The sequence below is a fragment of the Chryseobacterium sp. ERMR1:04 genome (assembly GCF_001297705.1).
Classification (GTDB): Bacteria; Bacteroidota; Bacteroidia; order Flavobacteriales; family Weeksellaceae; genus Chryseobacterium.
Genome location: NZ_LIRF01000004.1, coordinates 195173 through 220998, shown reverse-complemented (window position 1 = coordinate 220998; position 25826 = coordinate 195173). Strand labels below are relative to the sequence as shown.

Below are 25826 nucleotides of genomic sequence, written 5' to 3'. Positions count from 1 at the left end.
GATGAGGGATTTTTATTGTTTACTAAATAAGTTTCAACTCCATCTTCACATCACATCTTTCGTAGGGTGAATCTGATAATGGGACATGTTGAAATCCTAATTTTTCATACAGGTTAATAGCTGGTGTTAACATAGAATTTGTTTCCAGAAAAATAGTATCTGCATTAGATTCTTTGGCAATGTCAACCAATGCTTTTCCTATTAAGAACCCTATCTTTTTCCCTTGTGCTTTCGGACTTACAGCCATTTTTGCCAATTCATATACCAGAGGAGATTTGGGTGATTGCATTAAAGCACAGGTTCCGACGGGTTCATCATTAAGCAAAGCAAAAACGATGTGTCCGCCTTTATTGATGATGTACTCTTCAGGATGATCCAGTACTTTATAGTCTTTTTCCTCCATTTTGAAAAATGTGGTAATCCATTCTTCATTTAATTCTTTGAATGCTTTTTGATATTGGGGTTGATAAGTAATAATTTTTACTTCATTGATTTCGTTGGTCATAGTATTGCAATTATTAATGATATATTTTACGATTCAGATTGTTGGTCTGGGTTTTATTTGATACTGTTCTTGATCATTTTTCCTAATTTCTCAAGATCATTTTCTACACGGTCGGTCCATTCTAACCCATAATTTAAACGCATACAATTGGTATATTGATTATGCTGAGAGAACATTCTTCCGGGAGCAAAACTTATTTTTTGCTGAAAGCTTCATCATACAAATCTTCTGTACAGATTCTTTTGTCGAGTTCCAGCCACAGCATAAAACCACCTTTAGGTTCAGAAACTTTGGTATTATCAGGGAAATAAGTAGCAACCGATTTTTGAATTTGAAGATAATTTGAATAAAGCTTATTCCTAAACATTCTCAAATGATGATCATAGCGTCCGTGTTCAAGAAAATCTGCAATGACATCAGAATAGAAGGATGGACCGCATACAGTCTGAATTAATTTTTGACGAATAATTTTATCTTTAAATTGTCCTGGTGCAACCCAGCCCACACGATATCCCGGAGCCAATGCTTTAGAAACGGAACTCACCCACATCACAAGGCCAGCTTCATCGTAGAACTTACAAGGTTTAGGTCTTTCTGAACCGAAATATAAATTTCCATAAATATCATCTTCTATCAAAGGAACATTGTATTCGGTGATGAGTTTTACCAATTCTTTTTTATTGTCATCAGACATTTGAAAGCCCAGTGGATTGTTAAAATTAGTCACAAAACAACACGCTGATATTTTGGGTAAAACCTTTTTTAAAGCATTCAGATCTAAACCGTCAATAGGATGGGTTGGAATTTCCACTGCTTTTAAACCTAATAAATGAATGGCCTGTAAAATCCCGAAATAGACAGGACTTTCAACAGCAACGGAATCTCCGGGTTTTGTAACGGCCATAAGGCAATGATAAATAGCATTCATTGCTCCCGATGTGATTACCAGATCATCTTCAGTTATTTTTCCTTCCAGAATCATGGACCATTTTGCGATTTCACGACGCAGGTGTTCGTTGCCTTGTACAGGTTCATAGTTTGTTCCGCTGTCATTTTTGTTCTTTACGACATTCAGCATAGATTTTTTTAACTTGGCTAAAGGAAGAAAGCTTTTCCCGGGAATTCCCAAAGCAAATTGAGTCAGATCAGGATGAGAAATAGTTCCAAAAACCTTATCAATTAAATCTTGAGGTGGTTTTTCTACTCCTGACTCATTAATTTTAATGATGGAAGGAAGCGCCAATTTTCGCTTTGATATTTGGCTTACATAATATCCGAATTTTGGTCTTGATTCAACAAGAGAGCGGCTTTCTAATTCCATGTAGGCCAATTTTATAGTATTCAGACTTACATTATATAATTTCTGAGCACTACGAAGAGAAGGCAATTTGTCGCCAAACTGCAGGGTTTCACTTTGTATCTGTTCTGTAATTATTTTTGCTATTTTAAGATATAAGACCTCTTTAGCCATAAACAAGTAGGGTTTTAAGTAAATGTAGGGAATTCTTCGCCTGATTTTATTAAATATTCAACCAATTGATCATTCTTTCTGTACTGCTTTTAAGTTGTAAAGGATCGCGGTAATTTCCCGAATTGTTTCTTTTAAAATAGGTTTGAACCTGGCTCATGAAGCTCTCTTTTTCTTCTGTGCTCAAATTCTCTTTTTCATAAATCACAAAATCCGTTTTTCCTATTGAATTAATAATAAGACTTGCAAAAGCGATAATATTATTTTTTTGCCTGATCATCAGAAAAGGAATACCAAAACTTTCAGGCAGTGTTTCCAGATTTGATATTTGAAGAAAAATGTTTTTTAATTCTATAATATCTGCAATATAAACTTCGGAAATTTGATATTGCTTTTGGGGTTGAAGACTTGTTTCCATGTTATTCTGCTTTTATTGATTACAAAATTATGGAGTCTTTAATTATGGTTACAGATACAGAAGTGTATATTATTGTGGGTACAGATTTCTATTTTTAAAATAGTAGTCGAATTTAAAATTTTATAGAACAGTGTAAACCAAATCATCTTGACTTTTATGAGTCGTGTAAAAGTCTTTTATTGATGATACAAGGTTCTTTTGTTTAAATTTTATTTTTTAACGCAAAGATTTATTACATACTTTTGATTTGTTAGGAGGCAAAGGCAAATAAAATGTGCTTTGCGAAGCTTGAAGATACAGCTTCATCAAATCAACTTGGTTGATTCTTCTTTGCTCACTTAAATACATCATTCTGCAACATAAAACTTTGCGTCAAAAACGGCTAAGTTATTTGATAAAGAAGAGGCATAATTCTTTGAATAATCTTTATAGAACCATGTCAAGGTTCAAAACCTTGACATGGTTTACAGAGTTTTAATCAATAGGAACGGGTTTTAACCCGTTCAAATAAAAACAGAAAACCAATCGGCTTTAGCCAAAACTTAAGAAATACTGAAAAGTCTATGATTTTTTACTGAATGAAATACCCTTGCGGGCTCTAAAATGATACGTAAGAAAGAACTTTGTGAATTTTGCGTTAAAATAAATTTTAGGCAATACTACGGACAATGATAAGTACTCATCATTTATTATACAACACTTTTTAATTTTATAAAACATGGATGTACTTATTCTATAATACATTTAATTGGGAATTGATTAATAATTAGGAAGAGGTACTTATCAAAAGTTGAGACAAATTAAACAAAAGAAAACCTTTGAAATTGATTAATCTCAAAGGTTTTATACTTAAAAATGATGTTGTTACTTTGAAATATTCAGTTCATAGATGGAAGAAGCCATTCCAAACGGTTCTGAAATGGATTCTTTAACGAAATCAAATCCATTATCCTTAAAAATATCAAGTTGAGGATGGTTTTGATGAATATTGATCCAAATGCTGTCTGTGAATTTAATGGCAGATTTCACCTTATTCCAAAGGGATGCTTTCACTTCTGATGAATTGTACTCGGAAACGATTCCGAAACCTATGATCTCTGTCATTTTTTTACCTTCAGGAGCATCAGAATAACCGGAACCACTTTTAAATAAACAATATCCGGCAGGCTCATCATCTACAAAAACCATAATAAGCTGATTCGACAAATCATTCAAAACATTGATCATTTTTCTATGATCCAAATGCTCTTTGATGTAATTTTCTATGGTTTCGGAAGGGAAATCTTCCTTATAAGTATCTCTAATAAATGCTTTTTTCACATCAAAAAGATCGTCAACTCCTTTATCTGATCCCACTGCGAATTTTGAAACTATCTCCATTGGATTCTTTTTTATTCGAAGGTAAGAGATTATTGACCTTCAATTTAGATACAGTTTTATAAAATTGAATCGGTACAGTTGTTAATTTTGTAATTTTGTTCAGAACAGTTAGATTAGAGATGTATGCAGACCTATAAATATGAGATCTTTACTTCTATTATTGAAGAGCAGATAAAAAGTGGAGTAGTGAAGAAGGGAAGCCGCTTGCCTTCTGCTAGAGAAATTAAAGAGAAATACCATCTCAGTATAAGTTCGGTTCAGAGTGGATATGATTATCTTGTGATGAAAGGTTGGGTAGAAAATATGCCTCGTTCCGGCTATTTTGTGGCTTTTAATCCAAAAGACAGTGTTCCTGAACATTCCCTAAAACAGTTGCCAGCTGCAAAAGATTCTTTATTTAATAAAAATATTGAACTCACTTCTACCAAAAGTAAATCTTTTGAATACAATTCTTTTAATGCTGCATCGCCCACAGATATTCTGATTCCTCAAAAATTGATTTTAAGAAAAATGCAGGAAGTGATCCGTGAAAAAGGAGCTTCACTTCTTCGTTATTACCCACCAAACGGGTCGTTCGTTTTGAGAGAAAAGATTACAGATCGTGCTGCTCAATATGGATGTATGATGAATGCAGAAGAGTTAATCATCACAGATGGTGCGTTGCAGGCTCTTTATATCGCTTTGGCATCGGTGACTAAAGCTGGGGATTTAATTGCAGTTGAAAGTCCATGTATATTTTCTGTGTTGGAAGTGATTTCTAATTTGAAATTAAAGGTAATAGAGATTCCGATACATTATAAAAATGGTTTTGATGTCAACTATCTCAGGAGTATCTGTGATGAAAATCCTATTCGGGCAGTTGTTGTTACTCCGAATTTTCATAATCCTACAGGGATTCTTATGACGGATGAAATAAAAAAGAGTTGGTTTCCATTGCTGAAGCTCATCAAATCCCAATCATTGAAAATGATATTTACGGAGATCTTTATTTTGATGGAACAAGACCTTCATGCATTCGAAATTTTGATCAGACAGGATTGGTCATTACTTTTTCTTCATTTTCTAAAACGTTAGCGCCAGGAATTCGTTTGGGATGGTTAAATCCCGGTAAGTTTTATGCCGAAGCCGAAAGATTGAAGTTTTCTCTTGGAAGATCTGTGGCTCCGATCTATCAGGAATTAATGATCAAACTGTTGGAAAGTAATAGTTATGACAGGCATTTGCGTTCGTTTCGTAAACAGTTGGAAAAACAGGCCATAGAATTGTTAGACGCGTTGCGAAAGTATTTTCCTGAAAATTGCTATTTCCACAGACCTCAGGGTGGATATAGTATTTGGGGAGAGTTGCCACAAAATCTCAATATGGAAGCTTTTTATGAGTATTGTGAAAGCCAAAGGATCTTGTTTACTCCGGGAAGTACCTTTTCATTTACCAATAGATATCAATATTGTTTTCGAGCTGTATTTACCGATAGTATAAACTTAGATCATATGTCGGCATTGAAAATGGCAGGTGAAAAAGCCAGAGATTTTTTAGCTTACAGGTAATAATAATTCAATTATGACATCATTTTAAAATCTAGATTATTTTTAATGATTATTTATTTTCTGGTGTTGTTTGTTTCTGCTCTTGTTTCTATTTTTTTTATTAAAATAATTCCATTATTTTTTATACTGCATTTATACTTATGTTGTGTTTTAACTATTTGATATTTAATTAATTATTTAAATGAAGTAGCTGTGTAGTATTGATTTTTATGTATTTTAATAGTAGATTTGCATAGTATTTTCATGGATATATATTATAAAATGAAATCAATATTTTTATTAGCTTTTATAAGAGAATATTGAAATTTATTTTTCTTTTTTAGATCAAATTAAATCTACCATAAGGTTCTAAATACACGCTAAGAAAAATGAAAAAAACATTTATTCGATTGCAGAACACAATGCAATCATTATTTCAGGCGATGAGTATCTATCATACGAAGTCTGAAAAAGATTTACAACGATTATTTATTTTGTAGACTGACGTTAATTAATGATTAACACACACTAAAATACTTTATGTATTTCAATATTTTACTCTTCTCAATACGGAAAGAGGTACCCATCTTGAGCCTTATTCAGTTCCCAAACTATGGCTCAGTTTATTAACACACAATTAAACCATACACATGAAAAACTTGTTCATTCCTTTAGTATTCATTGCAAATATTGTTTTTGCGCAAGTCGGCATTAATACTCCTGATCCGAAAGCAACATTGGATATTATGGCTAAAAATCCTACAGGAAGCACACAAACGCCAGAGGGAATCCTTATTCCAAGAGTAGATAGAGAAAGAGCTCAGTCTATGTCGAATATTGTAACTTCTACTTTAATTTATGTTGACAATATCACAACAGGAACTCCAACAGATAAAGCGATATATATTGATGAAATTGGATATTATCTGTTTAATGGTCAAAATTGGGTCAAATTAAATGCGAATATTTACAATTCAGATGGAGCGCTTTCCGGAAACAGAATAGTGAATCAAGGAGATAAAACGTTAGCATTTACATCTAATAATGTTATTAATGCATTTTCTGTGGCTGGAAAAACATTTTCTGTGGATGCAAAAAATAAATGGATCGGATTTGGAACAGCTGCTCCTTCCAGTAAATTTGAGATTATCTCAGACAATGAAGGTCCAAACTCTGGAAATAATTTCTATTTCAAAGGTTTTGGTACCTCAAAAGAGCCTTCTCTTATTCTATCTTCAGCGAATGGTACCGTAGCTTCTCCCAAAAATTTAACGGCAGGAGATTATGTTGGATCTTTGTATTTTGCGCCTAGAGCTAATAATGTATTCAATACGGCTACAGGATCTTCCATAAGCTCTTATTATAGAGGAGATGGAACAAGTATTCTTACCGACCTTGTATTAAGAACATCAAATAAATCTAGGATATATATCAACGAAAATGGTAATGTAGGAATAGGAACAGATACTCCTGCTAATAAATTAGATATCAATTCTTCTACGGCAGGAGCGGTTAAAATTGTTGATGGAACACAAGGAGCAGATAAAGTACTCACCTCAGATGCTGATGGTGTTGCGACATGGAAACAAACATCCGTAGCTTTTGGTACTGTAAATGTCACAAGTGCTGATTATACATTACCTGCCAATACCAATACCTGTAAATATGTGGGCGTTCCTATTACCTTACCTGCGGGAAAATGGTTGTTAAGCTTAAATGTAGGTATCGAGCATCCTACAAAAGATGCTACTTCTACCGATACGAACTTCATAAGATTCAGATTGGGTGATTCTACAGCAGATTTTAATGATTTTATAAGTGATTCAATGACTCCAAAGTTAGCCTCTCAAGGATTTAGCAGAGCTACAAAGAAAGGAATGGTGATTGGGAGTCTTGCGGTAAATAATACAAGCAGTGCTCCTAAAACGTATTATTTATTTGTAGATAATATTAACAGTGATGGTGAAAAGAATGAAACAATAATTCGTCTTCAGTGGAATGAAACCTCTATCAATTATCAGAAGATACAGTAAAATAAAGGCTAGGAGTTTGAATTTTGATTTCCTTAAAAATAAAACCCTCCAAAATCATTGATTTCGGAGGGTTTGTAATTAGTATTGAATAGGTGTATCTTTTGGTATAAAGTCTATTATATTGATTTGAGTTTATTGTATTGTTATTGGGCTTAACTTTTTTATTGGAATACAAGGGGAATTTCCTGAATAGGGAAGAGGCCGATAAAGTATTTAATATATTCACTACTATTTGCAGTTATATAGTACCGACTCAAATGTTGACGGTCTTGCTTAGCAAAATCGGTAGCTTAAATTATATCTAAAGAGAATAAAAGTTATTTGATTTTAGTATTTTTGTTTATGCCTAATATTTTTAATTTAAAGATGCTTTATGAACAGATAGATGCCACCATAGGTGGGTCTAATGATTATCATACTGGGCATATCAATATTTTTAATTTAGAGGATTTACATCTACCTAAAAACAGAAAACCAAACTACGCCCGCAGGAATTTTTATAAAATTACTCTTATTACAGGTCAAAATAGGATTCATTATGCCGACCAATATAAGGATATAAATGGTACGGCATTGGTTTTCACCAATCCTAATATCCATTATTTTTGGGAGATCATGAACGAAAAACAAAGCGGTTACATGTGTATTTTTACAGAACCGTTTTTTACTCGCTTCGGGAACATAAAAGATTATCCAGCATTTCAATCCGTAGATTTTGCTGTACTGTTACTGGATGAAACTGAAGCTGAAATTTATTATAATTTATTCTCCAAAATGTACGAGGATCTTCATAGTGATTATGCCTATAAATATGATTTGCTTAATCATCGATTGATGGAAATAATCCATGAAGCCCAAAAAAAACATTCTTCTTCAAAAGCGTTTATTACCAGTGCTAACGCAGCCCAAAGATTGACGGATAACTTTAAAAGCTTACTGGAAAGTCAATTCCCAATAGATTTCAACTACCAAATCATCAGTATTAACTCAGCTTCCGCCTTTGCAAAGCAACTAAATGTTCATACTAATCATTTAAATAAAGTATTAATATCAATTACTGGGCGTACTACAACACAATGGATACATGAACGTATTTTACAGGAAGCGAAAGTCCTATTAAAAACCACCAATTGGACAGTTGCTGAAATTGCTTATAGTTTGGGATATAATGAACCCAATCAGTTCTCTGCTTTTTTCAAAAGTAAGATGAATGTGAATGCTACTAAATTCCGAAAATCATTTAATGATTGATTTTAATAGATAATGGCTTCTTTTTAATACACTGCGTGGATTTATATTCCTGACCTTTGAGTATAAATAAAAAGAAAAATTATGTGGACAAAAGAAAATATCCCCGATCAAACGGGTAAAACAATTATTGTAACCGGCGCGAATACAGGTATTGGCTACGAAACGTCGCTTGCATTGTATCAGGCAGGAGGAAATGTTTTATTAGCTTGTAGAAATATGGACAAAGCCCATGATGCGAAAAAGAAAATAGAAGCGCAAGGTGGTAAAGGCACTGTAGAAATTGCCAGACTAAATCTTAGCGACCTCGCGGATGTTAAACGATTCTCCGATGATTTTCTCCGAAGCCATTCACAACTACATTTGTTAATTAACAATGCAGGGGTAGCAAATACAGGCGCAAATATTACTGATAATCCTAAAACGAGCGACGGTTATGAAGAGCAATTTGGGACGAACTTTTTAGGCCATTTTGCACTTACCGGATATTTATATTCAATATTAGAATCAACATTAGGGGCTCGTGTGGTTACAGTAAGCAGCAATGGCTATCAAAGTGCCCAAATTGATTTTGAAAACCTAAAATCTGAAAATAGCTACAATGCGATGAGGGAATATAGACAAAGTAAATTGGCCAACCTTATTTTTAGCATTGAGCTCAACCGCCGAATTAGAAAAACAAGGGGGCAAGTTTTGTCAATTTCAGCACAACCTGGCGCCAATAAAACAGAATTGGTACGACATATGACTGATGAAGAGATTGCTGCTGGAGTTGAGCGTATAGGAGAATTTATGGAGCCATGGCAAGGAGCATTGTGTATACTCTATGCTGCCATTTCGGAAGAGGTAAGTGGTGGAGATTTGATAGAGCCTGATCAAGGCGGATTTCGTGGTTATCCAATACGGGCAACCATTAAAGAAAACGCCCTTAACAAAACTGTTGCAACGCAACTTTTCAATTTAGCAGAAAAAGCTACAGGTATTGTTTACCCAATTATTTAAGATAAAGTATTCAATTATTTATCCCAATATTTCTCGAATTATTGAAAGTACATATAATCGGCTACTTTTAAGCTTGTCGTGGTTAGACAAAAGGCTGCTAAAAAAGAAATACCTTACGGTTTTAAAACCATTTTCACATTACAGTAGCATGCGATATTAAATAAAAAAACAAGCCGCTCTACACTGAAATTAAATTATAGCTACGAGAGTGACACAATTATAAAAATAAAACCCTCCAAAATCAATGATTTTGGAGGGTTTGTAATTAGTATTAGAATATCACTTTCATAATCTATAAAGTAATATTTCTATTATCCTACTATTTTTTCAAATTGTTTCAGTGGGATAAAATGTTTAGTAATCCAATATTTATTATTGACTTTTTACATCTTCTATCAATGCTGTAAAACGGGTAAATTTTAACTTAAACAATACATTATTCCTTACTTTCATTCCAAGAGAGTTTTCACTTCGTGCTTCTCTGAGTATATCAAAAGTACCTTTGTCATAATTTACATTTTGAGCTTTTTCTTTTGTAATTATTGTGTAGCTACTGTAGTCTTTGTGAAACTCACCATCAATTCCTTTGATTTCTAAAGTTTCTGGAAATTTTGATGATTTTGATATTATTTCATTTATTCTTTGGTTTAAATGGAATGCAGGAGCTTCGAATTGTCCTTCACCCTCCAAGAATGCATCAAGTACTATTTTTTTTTCTTCAGCTGTTAATTCTGAATAATTTTTTTTCTGTAATTTTTCAATTGCTGGATTGGTCTTGTTTTCTGATTTTTTTTTGTTAGAAATTCCATTTCCAGTCAAAACTCCTATTATTCCCAAAATTATTGTTATACCAAAACATACACCTATAAAAATAAGAAATATATTAAGACACCCATTCTTTTTCTTTTTAGGTTGGTTTAAATTGTTGTTTTCTGTTATCATGTTTTTTATATTTAATAGTTAAGCTTTTACTGATCAAGTTAATTATATTTTCAATAATGCGATGGTCTTTTATATTTATTGGAAAACTTAGGATATGAGCTTTTACATTTTGTATTAAATTTCCTTTTTTGTTATAAATAAATACACAATCAAATTATATAAGTATTAAGAATGTTTATTTTAATAAAACTAAAGTGGTGTTAAATTGATTTCAAAAAACTGATTACCAGTATTTAAAACTAATTTATACAGTTTAAAATAGTATCAATTAAATAGTTCTTGTTACTTATGTGGGATTTATTTTACATAAATCTCTAGGAATCTAACCAAAAAGATAGTTTAAATAAAAACCTCCAAAATCAATGATTTCGGAGGTTTTAGTACCCAGTACCAGAATCGAACTGGTACATCTTTCGATACTAGAGTTTGAGTCTAGCGCGTCTACCAATTCCGCCAACTGGGCTTGATGTTTGTTTTAAATTGGTGTGCAAATATATGAACTTTTTCTAATGTTCAAAACTTTTTTAGAATATTTTTTTAAAAAAATATCTCCAAACCATCGTAGGCAAGGTACATTCCGAGCGGAAGTTGTTTATCTTCAACATCATGTAAACCTAAATGATGGCTGATGTGAGTTAAAAATAATTTCTTAGGTTTTAGTTCTTCGAACAGTTTTATAACGTCGGGAAGAATAAAATGGGCCGGATGTGGGTCAAATTTCCGAATACAATTCAAAACTAAGACATCTAAATTTTTCAGTTTTTCCTTTTCTGTGTCAGAAATAAAGCCGGCATCTGTGATATAGGCAAGATTTTTAAACTTATATCCAAAAACGGAAATCTTAAAATGGATCACTTCAATCGGAGTGATTTCGGTATCCAAAACGGTGAAAGGTTCATTTTCTATTTCATGAAGATCAAAAGCGGGGGCTCCGGGATATCTTTCATCTGCAAAAGCATAAGGAAAACGATTTTTTATTTCGTGTCCGACTCTTGGATAGCAATAAATCGGCATGTTTTTTCCACTTTTAAAAATAAGAGGTCGCATATCATCAAGCCCAATCACATGATCATTGTGTTCGTGAGTAATAAGAGCGATATCAATCGTATTTTCATGATTTAGAAGCATTTGCTGCCTGAAATCCGGACCGCAATCGATCAGGATTTTTTTATTTTCTTCTGTAGAAATCATCACAGAAGAACGAAAACGATTGTCTTTGGGATTTTGTGATGTACACACCTCACAAGTGCAGCCAATAACGGGTACACCTTGGGAAGTTCCCGTTCCTAAAAATTTCAACTTCATTTTCTTTTGAGGTTGGTTTAATTTTGGTAAATTTACGAAAAATTTAATGTCCTAATGTATCAGAAACTAACTCCTAAACAAAAAGCATTAACAATTAATCTAGATCCTACTATTTATGGTACTTTCGCAGAAATTGGAGCAGGGCAGGAGACTGTTCGACACTTTTTTAGAGCAGGAGGGGCTTCCGGTACGATTGCTAAGGCGATGTCTGCTTATGACAAAGATTTTAGTGATGCTATCTACGGAAAAGAGGTCAAAAATAGATATGTTACTCAAAACAGACTTCGCAAAATGCTTCGTTATGAAGTAGCCTTGATTGAAGAAAGAATTTCCAGAGATAACAATCCGAACAGAAAATTTTTCTCTTACGCCAATACCGTTACCACCATTAATTTTGATAAAACTGTCAGAGGTCACGGTTGGGTAGGAATCCGTTTTCAGGTAAAAGAAAATGAAGATTATAACGAAATCGTTATCCATGTGAAATTCAAAGAGAATGATGCTACTTTACAGCAGGAAACTCTTGGAAACTTGGGGGTAAATCTTATTTTCGGAGCTTTTACGTATTATGATAACCCAAGAAGATTAATCGAATCTCTTTACGACGATGTGGCAACCGATAACCTTGAAATTGATATGATTGATTTCAGTGGACCGGCTTTCGCGTATGTTGACAACAGATTGATGTCTCTTCAGTTGGTTAAAAATAACATGACAGATGCGGTTATCTTCAATTCTCAAGGCAGCAATATGCTTCCGGCGGATAGCTTATACAAGAAAAATATTTTTGCGATAAGAGGAAGTTTCAGACCCGTAACCAAAGTAAACATTGATATGCTCCAAAACGGTATTGAAATGTTTTTGAAGGATGCAGCCTGTACCCACGAGGAAACGGAAATTTTAATTGAAATTACCATTTCCAACCTTAGAGCAGACGGAGATATTGACGAAAGAGATTTCTTAGACAGAGTGGACGTTCTTGGTAAATTGGGTTACACTGTTATCATCTCGAACTTCTCTGAATATTACCGATTGATTGATTATTTTGCATCATATACCACTGGAAATATTGGGGTAGCAATGGGTGTAAATAACCTATTGATGGTATTTGATGAGAAATATTATAAGAATTTATCAGGTGGAATTTTGGAAGCTTTTGGTAAATTTTTCAGAAACGGAATGAGAGTGTATCTGTATCCTTACAAAGATCCTGAAACTCATGAATTACTTGATTCTGAAAACCTTAAAGTGGAAGAAAATCTTAAGGAACTTTATAAATATTTTAAACTCAATAACCGTATTGTAGATATTAAAAACTATAATCCTGAGTTCTTGGAAATTTATTCAAGAGAAATATTAAGAAAAATTGCATGCAATATCAAAGGTTGGGAAAACCAACTTCCTGAAGGTGTTGCCGAAATGATAAAAGAGCGCGGAATGTTCGGCTATAAACAAGAACTTTCATTAAAACAATTCTCCTAAAAACAAAATATAATGTCAGAATTAAAGAAAAGACTTTCTTCCATACTTGAAAGTCCAAAACATAATACTGAAGAAAAGCTTCAGAAAGTTTGCCATCTTTTGGATCAGGAAATTTCTTATTTTAACTGGACAGGTTTCTATTTTAAAAATGGAGATAAGGATGAGTTGAAATTAGGTCCTTACGTTGGTGCAGAAACAGATCATATCATTATTCCTTATGGAAAGGGGATTTGTGGTCAGGTTGCCGTTTCTAATGAAACATTTGTGGTTCCTGACGTTCATCAACAGGATAACTATTTAAGTTGCTCAATTGATACGAAAGCAGAAATTGTAGTCCCTATCTTTAAAGACGGACAAAACATCGGTCAGATTGATATTGATTCTCACAAAGTAGATCCTTTTACAGACGAAGACAGAGAATTATTAGAATGGCTTTGTAAAGAAGTTTCTAAAATTCTATAATTGAAAAAATACAAACTCCGATCTTCTGGTCGGAGTTTTTTATGCTTATAATTTGTGGTTGAAATAGCGATTGGCTGAGATTTTCGAACTCACCATTTAACGAAATTTTCAATTTTCTGAAGAAATAGGATCAATAGAAATGGGCTTTAGCCCATTTTTAAAAAATAAATCAATCAAAATTGGCTTTAGCCAAAGCTTAAAAGTAAAGCTTACAATTAGTGTCATTAGTGGAAAGAATTAGTGAAATTTGTGTTTAAACAAAATTCACCTCAGAAATCAATTCTTTAAAATAATTTTCACACTTCGCAATATGTGTTCCATACCAAGAAAACGCTTCTCCATCAACAATCATGATCTTTTTATCAGGATAGAATTCCTTAAATTCTTCAATATGTTTTTCTTTAAATGGAAAAGGTTCGGAGGATAGCATGATGATCTCAGCTTCTGCCAGATCTTCGGTTTCAATGATCGGATAACGGGTTTTATTTTTAAATATATTTTCAAAACCAATTTCAGATAAAATACGATGAATAAAAGTATCAGAGCCAATCGTCATATAAGGATTTTTCCAGATCAGATAGGCTACTTTTATGGGAGAATCCACCTTGGCCTGATTCAGAACTTCGTAGGTTTTAAGATTGAATTGTTGTGCTCTTTCTTCTTTATTAAAAAGCAAACCCAAATTTTTTAAGAAATAATAATTGTCTTCAATGGTTTCAACGTTAGTCACGACCACTTTAAAATCACCCATTAAAGCTTCAACTTGTTCTTTGACGTTTTCTTCTTTATTGGCAAGGATTATATCGGGTTGTAACGCTTTAATTTTTTCAATATTAATGTTTTTTGTCCCGCCTATGACAGCTACATTTTTTACTTTTTCTTTGGGATGGATGCAGAATTTGGTTCTTCCGATAACTTCATTTTCAGTTAAACCCAAATCAAATAAAGCCTCAGTAATTGAGGGAACTAGAGAAACAATTTTCATTGTAATATTTTAGAGGTTGCCTAAAATTACAAAAGTTTACCCGTTAAGAAAAGTCCTGCGACAGAAAAGTAAATAATAAGTCCGGTAACGTCTACCAAAGTTGCTACAAATGGAGCAGAAGAGGTTGCCGGATCGAGTTTTAATTTTTTAAGGATAAAAGGAACCATAGAGCCTGAAAGGGTACCCCAAAGTACGATCAATACTAAAGAAACAGCTACACTTAAGCCTACAAAAGCCCAATGAACACCATAATTAAACAAGCCTATTTTATGCCAGATCATGATTCGTAAAAATCCGATGATCCCAAGAATTCCTCCAAGAAATAATCCGGTGAAGATTTCTTTTTTCATCACGTACCACCAATCTTTCAGTCCGATTTCCTGAAGCGCCATTGCTCTAATGATCAATGTGGCAGCCTGTGAACCGGAGTTTCCTCCACTGGAAATAATTAATGGAACAAATAGTGCTAAGACAACTGCTTTTTGAATTTCATCTTCGAAATAACCCATTGCTGATGCGGTTAACATTTCAGAGAAGAATAAGATAACAAGCCACATCCCTCTCTTTTTTACCATTTCGATAAGAGAAGTTTGGGTATAGGGTAAATCTAAGGCTTCAAGACCCCCGAATTTTTGGATGTCTTCTGTGTTTTGTTGCTCGATCTGGTCGAGGATATCATCAATTGTTACAATTCCTACCAAGACACCAGATTCTGTAATGATGGGAAGTGCAGTTCTGTCATACTTTTCAAAGTAAGTTACAGCGTCTTCTTTCGAAGTCATTGTAGTTATGGCGACGAAATGATTATCCGTTAATTCAGAAACCAATGTATCTTCTTCGGCTAATAGTAAACTTCCTACGGCTAAATCATCAATCAAACGATTTCTTTCATCCACCACATACAAGTGGTTCATTGTTTCCACCCTTTTTCCTACTTTTTTGATCTGTTGAAGACATTTTTTTACTGTCCATTCCTTACGGATCTGAATGTAATATGGTGTCATCAAACGGGCAATAGAATCAGAATGATAGCCCAATAGTTTTAAGGCAATCCTTCTTTCCTGCGGATTAAGATGATTGATTGAATATTTAATAAGCTCATCCGGAAAGTCCTCAAATAGGGCAGTCCTGTCATCCGGAGTCATCGAGTTTAAGATTTCGGAAACGTCATCACTTCCAATACTTCGGATCGTTTCTTCCTGAAAGTCTGGATCTAAATGGGAGAAAACTTCCGCTTTGTATTGTTTCGGAACCTTTAAAAATTCCAACAGCCTTTTATCAGCAGGAAGTCCACTGAGAGTTTCGGCAATATCGGCAGGATTAAAGATTAGTTCGTCATTATAATTCAAAACGTGAAATTTTTAGGATATGCAAAAATAATTCAATTTTTTAGAAATGAGCCATCATGTGGCAAATTTAAGGATTAATTAAAGCTTTATTCTTTTCAGGGCAAACAATTGAGTTGTTAAAATAAAAAAAACACCTGCGTAAAACAGGTGCAACAATATAGTTTATTTAAGTGATAGATAATGTCGGTGATTAGGTTAGAGGACAGTTATACATGACGCATGTATTTTCACAACATGAACCGCCTGGGCACTGATAATGTTCTGTGCATCTTTTAAATGGTCCACCTCCCTGAATTTTTTTTTGCTGAGCTCGGTTGAGCTTTGTTAAATTTTTCATAGTATTTAGGTTTTAATGCAACACTAAATTAATGAAAATATTTTAATTACTCACTTTTAAATGAATTATTTACAATTAAATTATAATGATAAAGAGGATGTTATGTGTTGAAAAGGCTAAAATCCGGCTTCGGGAGAGGGCTTTATTTTTCTTAATTCTTTTAGAATAGCTTTTATGGCTCCGTTTGTTCCGATCTTAATAGAATTGTCTGCAGACCCTAAAAGACGCATGTTTTTACGGTACGTATTGTAATCGGATTCTGTAATGAAGTTTCCGGCAGCATCAAAAAGTTTCATGCTTACCACTACCTGATTGGAGAAAACATATTTCCCAAGGCCTACTTTAAAGTATCTTACTTTGGGAACAATGGCGAAATCGGCATCATTATTAAGACAATAATCAACAATGGTTTGTTTATCTATGCTGTCAAACGAAACCTGGGTTTCCGTTCTTAGCATTTTATTTCTCTTGTATCCGCTTAAATGATCAGAAACTGCGCTGAAGAATGCGTGATTAGTAGGTTCTTTAATTTCCTCAAGGTCTGGTTCTACCTCAGGATTGAAGTATAAGACCTTTTTTATTTTATCTTCAGAAGCATTTCGTTGTGCTTTTACTGAAACCATACTGATCAATAAAAAAGTGGAAGCCGTACAAAAAATTAAAAGTTTTCTCATTTGTAATTCATTTGCAAAATTACTGTCTTTTAATGGTATGGCATAATTTATTTAAGAAATTTTTAACATTTTTTTCTATCAAATTTGATACATGAAATCAATAATGTTTTGCCTAATAAAAAAATAGTCGTACTTTTGCAGCCGTTACATAATAATCATTAAACAATATTGGAATGTACTTAACAACAGAAAAAAAGCAGGAAATTTTCTCTAAACATGGGAAATCTGCAACAGACACAGGAAGTGCTGAAGGACAAGTAGCTCTTTTCACTTTCAGAATCAACCATTTATCTCAACACTTAAAGGCTAACCGTCACGATTTCGCAACGGAAAGATCTTTGGTTAAATTGGTAGGTAAAAGAAAAAGTTTACTAGATTACCTTAAAAATAAAGATATCGCAAGATACAGAGCAATTATTGCTGAACTAGGTTTAAGAAAATAATCTACAAAGATTTTCAGATAAAAAGCAACTTCGAAAGAGGTTGCTTTTTTGTTTTTAATATATTGAAACCACAAAAGGCACAAAAGTTTTTAAACACTTTAGTTATTTAAGTTCATTATAACTATTCATAGAAGAGAATATTAGTTTTTTTTGAAAATCTTTGATTTTCTTCTTAAGTGAACTTTATTGTTTTCAAAGAATTTAACTTAAACAACTTAAGTGTTATTATTTTTTTGTTAAAAATATTTTAGCTTATCTTGTATTTTCTATGTTGCTTTATTCTTCCCGATTTTTCCTAAATGCGTATTCTGAAAACTGTCCGGATATTTCAATCCGTATCCCAATACTCTATCAAAAGCTGAATGGGCAAATAGAATAGCACCAATCATTTGTAAATAGGGAAGGGCTAAGAATGTTCCTGCGAGATATACTGTGATGGCAATTCCAAGATGATGGAAAAGGTTATAGCAAAATGCTCCTACTTTATTATTAACAGTATATCCTAACATAGATATATCGGGGGCAAAAAATAATCCTGCAAACCACCACCAAGAAAATTCAGTGTGGGCAAAAGCAAAAACTCCCAAGATCAGAAAGGCGATGTATTCAAGTTGTAATTGAGTTTTCATTGGTGTAAATATTTAGTTTTATTTTAGACGTAAAATACAGCCAAATACTTTAAACAAAAAAATGAGACCCTTAAAAAGAGCCTCATGTAATTTATATTTTAATTAAAATTAATGTCCTGATTTGGATTCTGTAGCTTCTACATGTCCAAGATATTTTGTGCAATAAGCTCCGAAGATCAAGATCATAATATAACAGAATACTGGAATAATAAATGAATGTTGAACGCCAAACTGATCTGCTAAATATCCTTGGAAAATAGGAACAATAGCCCCTCCAAGAATAGCCATTACTACCAAAGATGATCCCTGACTGGTATATTTTCCTAATCCTGAAATTGCCAGCGTATAAATATTAGAGAACATAATAGAATTGAAAATTCCGATTCCCAACACGCTGTACATCGCCATTTCGCCATGGTTCACCATCGCAGAAATTAATAAAACAACGTTCACTGCGGCAAATATTGAAAGGGTTCTTGCCGGAGCAGCTTTACCGATAAAGAATGCAACGAAGTTAAGAACAATAAATACCAAGAAGAAACTGATCTGGGCAAACGAAAGATTCACAATACTGAAAATCACTAAGAATACCAACGCAGCAGCTCCCAACATATAAATAGCTTTCTTTCCTTGGCTTATGGATTGGTTTAAAGAAATAGCTCCTAGAAAACGCCCGATCATAGCACCTCCCCAATAGATAGAAAGGTAGTTTTTACTGATGACTTCGTCAAAGCCCATAATTTGAGGCTGTTCCAGGAAACTGATGATGAAACTTCCAACAGCAACTTCACCTCCTACATAGCAAAACATCGCGAAAACTCCGAATTTCAAATGATTGAATTTCAACGCTCCCCAACCTTTTACCACTTCTTCACCATCATTGGTTTGGAATGAAGGTAGCTTTACTCTTGAGATCAATAAAGCAACTAATAAAAGAATACCCGCAAAAATTAAATAAGGAATTCTTGTTGCCACAGCACTGAAAGAACCGTCTGCAGCTGAGAATAATTCAAAAATCAAATGCCCTCCTAAAACCGGAGCAATGGTAGTTCCCAATGCGTTGAAAGCTTGCGTCATATTCAATCGGCTTGATGCAGATTCTTCTGACCCTAATAAAGAAACATACGCGTTGGCAGTAATCTGAAGTACGGTAAACCCTAATCCAAGAACAAACAAAGCGCCTAAAAATAAAGGATAAGAAGAGAAAGTAGCAGCCGGATAAAATAAGATGCATCCGAAAGTAGCCAGGAAAATTCCGAAGAGAATTCCTTTTTTGTAACCTACCTTATTGATAGGGTCTCCTTTTGTAATAGAGATAAAGAAATAAATTAATGAGCCAATAAAATAAGCTCCAAAGAAACAAAACTGAACCAACATAGATTCAAAGAAGGTCAGTTTGAAAAGTTGTTTTAGGTAAGGAATCAAAATGTCATTCATACAAGTGATGAATCCCCACATAAAAAATAGAAGAGTGATGGTAATAAGCGGAATAGTGTAATTCCTGCTTTGCGATTTTACTTCATTATTATTCATATACACACATATTTAAACAAAAGAGTTTTTATACAACTCATTTAGTTGGTTTCAAAGAGAAATTTATTTAAATTTTTCACCTATTTAAAAGTCAGGCAAATATAGGGGAACAACTTTTTTTTTCGGCAACTTTTTTGGTCTTTTTTACCTTTGGATGCAATATTTCTTATTTTGAGACAATAAGATAATGAGGGTAAGATTTTTACAGCTAAAATAATTTCAAACTAAGTTGCTTTTTGTTTTTTGAAGTTGGGGAATAAACGCTGTAATTCTTGCAGTAATTTTACGTTTGAAGCCAAATGTTTACTCATCACATCAAGAGCTGAGAGATTATTTATTCATTTGAAAATTTAATTATCTCATTATTATACGTTATCTTTGCAAACGAAAATTTAGACGAAATATCAATAATTAAAGCGCTCAATACGGAGTGCAACACAAAACTATTTATGAGTATACCTCAAGCAATTACAGAAACGATTACTCTTGCAGACGGCAGAGAAATTACAATTGAAACAGGAAAATTAGCAAAACAGGCTGATGGTTCTGTAGTCGTAAAAATGGGCGGAACAATGCTTTTAGCAACTGTTGTAGCCAGCAAAGAAGCAAAAGACGGAGTAGATTTTCTACCCTTAACTGTAGATTACAGAGAAAAATTTTATGCAGGAGGTAAGATTCCTGGAAACTTCTTTAGAAGAGAAGCTAGACCATCAGATCAGGAAATCCTGACCATGCGTTTGGTAGACAGAGTTCTTAGACCATTGTTCCCTGAAGATTTCCATGCTGAAGTTCAGGTAATGATTTCATTAATTTCTTACGACGGAGTTTCAATTCCTGATGATTTAGCAGGTCTTGCAGCTTCTGCAGCGATTGCTATTACAGATATCCCTTTCAACGGACCAATGTCTGAAGTAAGAGTAGTAAGAATCAATGGTGAACTTTCTGTGAACCCTAATTATGCAGATCTTAAAATTGCTGACCTTGACATCATGGTTGGAGCAACTAAAGATTCTATCGTAATGGTAGAAGGAGAGATGAAAGAAATTTCTGAGCAGGAAATGCTTGAAGCAATTCAGTTCGCTCATGTAGAAATCAAAAAACAAGTTGAAGCTCAGGAAAGATTAGCTGAAAAAGTAGGTAAATCATTCCCAAAAAGAGAATATAGCCACGAAAATCACGACGAAGCTATTCGTGAGAAAGTGTGGAAAGAAACATACGACAAAGTATACGAAGTTGCTAAGCAACCTTCAGCAAAAGAAGAAAGAGGTGAGAAATTCAAAGCAGTTTTAACTGAATTTTTAGCTCAATATGTTGAAAATGCTGAAGAATTAGAAAGAGTAACTCCTTTCGTTAAAGTATATTTCCATGATGTAGAGAAAGAAGCGATGCGTCAGATGATTTTGAATGATAAAATCCGTCTTGATGGTCGTGATCCTGAAACAATTCGTCCAATCTGGAGCGAAATTGATTATTTACCGGGAGCTCACGGTTCTGCAATCTTCACAAGAGGTGAAACTCAATCTTTAACGGCTGTAACATTAGGTTCAGTTAAAGATGCGAACATGGTAGACAGCGTTATGGTAAATTATGACGAAAGATTTTTCTTACATTATAACTTCCCACCATTCTCAACAGGTGAAGCAAGACCTTTAAGAGGAACTTCAAGAAGAGAAGTAGGACATGGAAACTTGGCTCAGAGAGCTTTGGCAAACATGATTCCTGAAGAAAACCCTTACACAATCCGTATCGTTTCTGATATTTTAGAATCAAATGGTTCATCTTCTATGGCAACTGTTTGTGCAGGAACTTTAGCATTGATGGATGCAGGTATTCAGATTACAAAACCAGTTTCTGGAATTGCAATGGGATTAGTAACAGACGTTAAAACTGGAAAATTCACTGTACTTTCTGATATCTTAGGGGATGAAGATCACTTGGGAGATATGGACTTTAAAGTAACAGGAACTGCAGACGGTATCACGGCTTGTCAAATGGATATCAAAATCCAGGGATTATCTATGGACATCATGGAGAAAGCTCTTTTACAAGCTAAAGACGGAAGATTACACATCCTTAACAAAATCACTGAAACAATTGCAGTACCAAGAGAAGACGTGAAACCTCACGCTCCGAAAATGGTAATGCTTGAGATCTCTAAAGATTTCATCGGTGCTGTTATCGGACCTGGTGGAAAAATCATTCAACAACTTCAAAAAGATACAGATACTGTTATTGCTATTGAAGAAGTAGGAGAAATCGGAAGAATCGAGATTTCTGGTGTAAGCAGAGAGAAGATCAATGCTGCAATCGCAAGAATCAACGAAATTACATTTGTACCTGTAGTAGGTGAAGTGTACCAAGGAAAAGTGGTAAAAGTAATGGATTTCGGAGCTTTTGTAGCAATTGCAAAAGGAACTGAAGGATTACTTCACATTTCTGAAATCGAGTGGGCTCGTCTTGACAAAGTACCTTACAACGAAGGTGACGAAGTAGAGGTGAAGTTCATGGGGTTTGATGATCGTAAGAAAATGAAACTTTCAAGAAAAGTTCTTTTACCAAGACCTGAAAGACCTGAGTCTAAGCCAAGATCAGAAGGAGACAGACCACAAGGTGATAGAAGACCTCAAGGTGACAGAAGACCAGAAAGACAGGACAGACCAGAAGGTGATAGAAGACCGGCTGATCAAGCTCCAAAGGAAAATCAAAATCCTTCATCTGAAGCTTAAGATTAAATCTTAGATATATTTAAATCCCTCAATTTGAGGGATTTTTTTGTGCCTTAAAGTGTGAATTTCTATAGGGTTTATAGTATCATGTAAGAGCTTACAGTGATCAAAATAAAGACCGCCAAAGTATTGACAGTCTTTATGTTTTTATCGTTACAAAGTTGATAGGACAGAACTTAATTATTTTTTCTATTTGAATTAAGGCCTTGTCATCTATTTAGTTAATCAGCTTTTGCGCCGTTACTTTTGGGATAATAATCAAGTAATCATATCCGCTTAATAAATTTTTAAGCCCGATAGATTTAATGACTGTTTTTTGCTTTTTGATATCTTCATTTATTTTGGTCAGATCAAATAATAACCACTCATTTTCTTTGCCTGTTAACTGATAAAAAGGTTTTAGGAAAGCAACATTTTCAGCATCAATACTCTCTGATGAGAAAGAGCCGGCTCTTCCGGATTTTTGAATAATAGCGATGTGTAAGGATTTTTCTTGTTCGGCATCGGCTAAATTATAAATGAGATTTCCAATATCGAAACTGTTCTGAAACAAGCTTTTATCTTTTCCTACATGGTTGGCTCCAAACTTTATTAAATTTCTTTTACCTTTCATTTTATCCAGGTTTTCCAGTAATTTTTCTTTCATGGACGAAATTCTCAGAGAATGAGATTCCAACCCTTTTCCTTCATTTCCAAGGCTGTATATGGTATTACTTTTTGATAAAGCATTTAAAACATCATATTCATAAGGCGAAAGTTTTAATTTTTGAATCTCTGCCAAGTTTTTGTTGAATGTGCTAGAAAATAAATAAGGCTCATTAGATCCGTCTGCTAGTGGTTTTTGATTTGTATCAGTTTTAAATTTATTCCATCTGCTATCCGATTCCTTTAGCATTATCTCATACTTTGCCTTAGCTTCTTTATTCGCTGTTTTTTTTATCAATTCCTGAAAAAGAGGACTGTCGGAATTAAAATAAACATTATCCAGACCGATAATATTCTTATTGTTTTCAAAAAATGTATAGAGAAGATCCCGGTCTCTGTTAAAAGAGATGAGAGAAAATTTATCATTCGATTGAGAAATGATTGACTGATATTCTTTGCTTTTTTGATATGCTTTTTTTAGCATATTAATCGTCAGTTGGTCAGTTTCAATAATGTAATTATCAAAGCTTATATTTTTTGTGATATATTCTGTGAAATCTAAGACTTCATTATTAAGATGATCTTCGCCAATTAAAACATATTTATGTTGTGCGATATTCTTCGTGAGATTCACAATGGCATCTCCGGAAAATTTTTTGTTTTCGAAGTTGATAACTTGATAATGTTCAGAGGCGATTTTTGTAACCAAAGAATCTTGGGCCTGAATAGAACTGAATAAAAGTACAGTTAAGAAATACACTATTTTCATGGGGCAAATGTAATCTGCTTCTGAATTTAAAAATTGTAAAAATGTAATCGGGTTATATAAAAAGCCAAAGATTTTCCTTTTCTATATCTACATTGTTAAAGAATACTTTGGGATTGATGGTGGTTAATTCTTTAAAATCTTTATTAAAATGGGATTGGTCATAAAATAGATTGTCATAAGACAGTTCCGTTAAGCTTTTGATCTTTTTTTTCCGTGTGATAGCATTTCGGAATCGGTATATTTTTCGGTATTCAGAAGGGGATTTTCCCAGTGTTTTTAGAAATATTTTGTGGATATGCTGCCTCGAAATGGTATGCTTTTTTGCAATGTCTTCAATTTTTAAATCAGCTTCTATATCGGATAAAATTAATTGCATAAGTTCCAGATCTTTGATAACAAGTTTGGAAACCCAATATTTTTCCAGTTCATCAATCTGTTGTTTTCTGGTGGTAAGATTAAAAATTGCTTCCATTTTCTGTTTAAAGTCAGGGAACGGATTATATTCTATCTCTTTCTGAAGAAAAACAGTTTCTAAATCATTCGTGAAATGGTGTAAAGCGAGAGGTTTAAAATAAATGGTAATCTCATTAACCATTTTTTCATAATACACTTCCAGAGGAGAAACATAACGAAACACGAGATTCGCTGTAATATTATTTTCAGAAGATGGAACTACGGTTATTTTATTTTTTTCAAAAGTCATCTTCGCATTTTGATTGATGCAAACAATACAGTAATTATTGGGGAAAGTCCAGTAATGAACGGGCTCATTAGTTTCTTCTTTCGCGAAAAAATAATATCCTTCAATGTACTTTTTTAAAACAGGATGGGTTGGAGTATAAAACTGTAGCTTCATTGACTGATCTTTGCTGATACCATGATAATCAAAAGGATAAAATGATGAATTATTTAGGGGTAATTTTTTTAGCTAATGTACTGCTTTTAAGGGATGAATTTTCACTCATTAATAAAGGGTTCCAAAAAACCGATTAATTGACTTCCTTCTGAATTCCATCGGATTCCGTGGCCACCTTTTTCTCGGATTTCATATACCAAACCGTGTTTATAGTGAAAGAAAATATTCCACCATGTTTTATGATCGATAATGTAGCGGATCTTCTCCATCATTTTTTCCTGTTTCAGCTGATTATTACCTTTTATTTTCCCCCAGAATTCATCCTCAAGACGGTCAATATGTTTTTCCCAAGCGCGTTGAGCAACGGTAATTTCGCTGTTGTATAAAACAAGACAACTTGCGATGAGGTTTTCCTGTAAAGGGGGAATTGCTTTTTCATCTCTTTCACTGGCAGAGGTGAGTCGCTGTCCTAAAACCATCAGCCATTGCTCAAAAGGAATTTGTTCCAGTTTTTGGGCAATATATTCAGGATCATGTTGACTATTAATTAAAGCATTGATTTCAAAAAAATAATTAAAACTAATGCTTAGATCTTCTTTGATTTCTTCGCTAAAATGAGGCAGATCAAATAGAGTAGGATCAGTTTTAAATAAAGCAATATTCCTTTCAATCGATTCTAAATGTTCCTTCTGAAGTATCTTTGAATACTTTTCTTTCCAAGCTTCGGATAAGTGAGGAATGTATTTTTTTAGTTTATTCATTTTATTTTTTTCATGCTGTGTCATTTCGACGACAGGAGAAATCTATTATACTTTTTATAGATTCTTCACTCCGCTTTCGCTTCGTTCAGAATGACAGTCGACTGTTGATTAGTGCGGTTTCATTTTCGCAGTTTGTCATTTCGACGGCAGGAGAAATCTATTATACTTTTTATAGATTCTTCACTCCGCTTTCGCTTCGTTCAGAATGACAGTCGACTGTTGATTAGTGCGGTTTCATTTTCGCAGTTTGTCATTTCGACGGCAGGAGAAATCTATTATACTTTTTATAGATTCTTCACTCCGCTTTCGCTTCGTTCAGAATGACAGTCGACTGTTGATTAGTGCGGT

At 33.7% G+C, this 25826-nt stretch carries 21 protein-coding genes, 1 tRNA gene and 1 pseudogene; 8 read left to right on the top strand and 15 right to left on the bottom strand.

Annotation, left to right across the window (positions count from 1 at the left end):
• Window positions 1-22: 22 nt before the first annotated feature.
• The 4 genes from AMQ68_RS08435 to AMQ68_RS08420 form a co-directional block, all read right to left on the bottom strand.
• A complete protein-coding gene (locus tag AMQ68_RS08435; RefSeq protein WP_054510205.1) occupies window positions 23-505 on the bottom strand; it encodes a GNAT family N-acetyltransferase in 483 nt (160 codons plus the stop codon).
• A 193-nt stretch (window positions 506-698) separates the two neighbouring features.
• Entirely contained in the window at window positions 699-1976 is a 1278-nt protein-coding gene (locus AMQ68_RS08430; protein WP_241775088.1) for a PLP-dependent aminotransferase family protein, read from the bottom strand.
• Window positions 1977-2025: 49 nt separating this feature from the next.
• A complete protein-coding gene (locus AMQ68_RS08425) occupies window positions 2026-2391 on the bottom strand; it encodes a hypothetical protein (protein WP_054510204.1) in 366 nt (121 codons plus the stop codon).
• 864 nt (window positions 2392-3255) lie between these two features.
• The gene (locus AMQ68_RS08420) at window positions 3256-3771 is read right to left on the bottom strand and encodes a hypothetical protein (protein ID WP_054510203.1); all 516 of its coding nucleotides are present in this window, start codon (window positions 3769-3771) and stop codon (window positions 3256-3258) included.
• A 123-nt stretch (window positions 3772-3894) separates the two neighbouring features.
• On the opposite strand from AMQ68_RS08420, the pseudogene AMQ68_RS08415 reads away from it, so the two are divergent.
• The 4 genes and pseudogenes from AMQ68_RS08415 to AMQ68_RS08400 all read left to right on the top strand — a co-directional run bounded on the left by AMQ68_RS08415 (window position 3895) and on the right by AMQ68_RS08400 (window position 9580).
• Window positions 3895-5318, top strand: a pseudogene (locus tag AMQ68_RS08415) (PLP-dependent aminotransferase family protein).
• Between the two features lie 629 nt (window positions 5319-5947).
• Window positions 5948-7330 carry a hypothetical protein gene (locus tag AMQ68_RS08410; protein ID WP_054510202.1) on the top strand — a complete coding sequence of 461 codons (1383 nt, stop codon included), beginning with the start codon at window positions 5948-5950 and terminating at the stop codon, window positions 7328-7330.
• A gap of 342 nt (window positions 7331-7672) precedes the next feature.
• Window positions 7673-8581: an AraC family transcriptional regulator gene (locus AMQ68_RS08405; protein WP_054510201.1), complete on the top strand. Its 909-nt coding sequence runs from the start codon at window positions 7673-7675 to the stop codon at window positions 8579-8581.
• 81 nt (window positions 8582-8662) lie between these two features.
• The gene (locus AMQ68_RS08400) at window positions 8663-9580 is read left to right on the top strand and encodes an oxidoreductase (protein WP_054510200.1); all 918 of its coding nucleotides are present in this window, start codon (window positions 8663-8665) and stop codon (window positions 9578-9580) included.
• 372 nt (window positions 9581-9952) lie between these two features.
• On the opposite strand, the gene AMQ68_RS08395 is transcribed toward AMQ68_RS08400, so the two are convergent.
• The 3 genes from AMQ68_RS08395 to AMQ68_RS08385 all read right to left on the bottom strand — a co-directional run bounded on the left by AMQ68_RS08395 (window position 9953) and on the right by AMQ68_RS08385 (window position 11827).
• On the bottom strand, window positions 9953-10522 hold the full coding sequence (locus tag AMQ68_RS08395) for a hypothetical protein (RefSeq protein ID WP_054510199.1): 570 nt from the start codon (window positions 10520-10522) through the stop codon (window positions 9953-9955).
• Window positions 10523-10903: 381 nt separating this feature from the next.
• Window positions 10904-10985 (bottom strand) — tRNA-Leu (locus AMQ68_RS08390).
• Between the two features lie 74 nt (window positions 10986-11059).
• On the bottom strand, window positions 11060-11827 hold the full coding sequence (locus tag AMQ68_RS08385) for an MBL fold metallo-hydrolase (protein WP_054510198.1): 768 nt from the start codon (window positions 11825-11827) through the stop codon (window positions 11060-11062).
• Window positions 11828-11881: 54 nt separating this feature from the next.
• Here AMQ68_RS08385 and AMQ68_RS08380 point away from each other — a divergent pair, with 54 nt between their 5' ends.
• Together AMQ68_RS08380 and AMQ68_RS08375 are read left to right on the top strand one after the other, a co-directional pair.
• Window positions 11882-13309, top strand: coding sequence for a nicotinate-nucleotide adenylyltransferase (locus tag AMQ68_RS08380; protein ID WP_054510197.1), 1428 nt, complete (start codon window positions 11882-11884; stop codon window positions 13307-13309).
• A gap of 12 nt (window positions 13310-13321) precedes the next feature.
• Window positions 13322-13771, top strand: coding sequence for a GAF domain-containing protein (locus AMQ68_RS08375; protein ID WP_054510196.1), 450 nt, complete (start codon window positions 13322-13324; stop codon window positions 13769-13771).
• Window positions 13772-14024: 253 nt separating this feature from the next.
• On the opposite strand, the gene AMQ68_RS08370 is transcribed toward AMQ68_RS08375, so the two are convergent.
• From AMQ68_RS08370 to AMQ68_RS08360, 3 genes are all read right to left on the bottom strand, one after another.
• Window positions 14025-14756 carry an ABC transporter substrate-binding protein gene (locus AMQ68_RS08370; RefSeq protein ID WP_054510195.1) on the bottom strand — a complete coding sequence of 244 codons (732 nt, stop codon included), beginning with the start codon at window positions 14754-14756 and terminating at the stop codon, window positions 14025-14027.
• 26 nt (window positions 14757-14782) lie between these two features.
• Window positions 14783-16105, bottom strand: a complete 1323-nt coding sequence (gene mgtE, locus AMQ68_RS08365) for a magnesium transporter (RefSeq protein WP_054510194.1) — start codon at window positions 16103-16105, stop codon at window positions 14783-14785.
• Window positions 16106-16558: 453 nt separating this feature from the next.
• Window positions 16559-17116 carry a hypothetical protein gene (locus AMQ68_RS08360; protein ID WP_054510193.1) on the bottom strand — a complete coding sequence of 186 codons (558 nt, stop codon included), beginning with the start codon at window positions 17114-17116 and terminating at the stop codon, window positions 16559-16561.
• Between the two features lie 173 nt (window positions 17117-17289).
• On the opposite strand from AMQ68_RS08360, the gene rpsO reads away from it, so the two are divergent.
• Window positions 17290-17559: a 30S ribosomal protein S15 gene (gene rpsO / locus AMQ68_RS08355; protein ID WP_054510192.1), complete on the top strand. Its 270-nt coding sequence runs from the start codon at window positions 17290-17292 to the stop codon at window positions 17557-17559.
• Between the two features lie 266 nt (window positions 17560-17825).
• Here rpsO and AMQ68_RS08350 read toward each other — a convergent pair whose 3' ends face one another.
• Complete coding sequence (locus tag AMQ68_RS08350) at window positions 17826-18188, bottom strand: DUF4260 domain-containing protein (RefSeq protein WP_054510191.1); 363 nt, start codon at window positions 18186-18188, stop codon at window positions 17826-17828.
• Between the two features lie 108 nt (window positions 18189-18296).
• Window positions 18297-19721, bottom strand: coding sequence for a sugar MFS transporter (locus tag AMQ68_RS08345; RefSeq protein WP_054510190.1), 1425 nt, complete (start codon window positions 19719-19721; stop codon window positions 18297-18299).
• Between the two features lie 449 nt (window positions 19722-20170).
• On the opposite strand from AMQ68_RS08345, the gene AMQ68_RS08340 reads away from it, so the two are divergent.
• Window positions 20171-22447 carry a polyribonucleotide nucleotidyltransferase gene (locus tag AMQ68_RS08340; RefSeq protein WP_054510189.1) on the top strand — a complete coding sequence of 759 codons (2277 nt, stop codon included), beginning with the start codon at window positions 20171-20173 and terminating at the stop codon, window positions 22445-22447.
• A 217-nt stretch (window positions 22448-22664) separates the two neighbouring features.
• On the opposite strand, the gene AMQ68_RS08335 is transcribed toward AMQ68_RS08340, so the two are convergent.
• The 3 genes from AMQ68_RS08335 to AMQ68_RS08325 all read right to left on the bottom strand — a co-directional run bounded on the left by AMQ68_RS08335 (window position 22665) and on the right by AMQ68_RS08325 (window position 25478).
• Entirely contained in the window at window positions 22665-23861 is a 1197-nt protein-coding gene (locus AMQ68_RS08335; protein WP_054510188.1) for a hypothetical protein, read from the bottom strand.
• Window positions 23862-23913: 52 nt separating this feature from the next.
• Entirely contained in the window at window positions 23914-24717 is an 804-nt protein-coding gene (locus AMQ68_RS08330) for an AraC family transcriptional regulator (RefSeq protein WP_054510187.1), read from the bottom strand.
• Window positions 24718-24818: 101 nt separating this feature from the next.
• A complete protein-coding gene (locus AMQ68_RS08325; RefSeq protein ID WP_054510571.1) occupies window positions 24819-25478 on the bottom strand; it encodes a hypothetical protein in 660 nt (219 codons plus the stop codon).
• Between the last annotated feature and the right edge of the window lie 348 nt (window positions 25479-25826).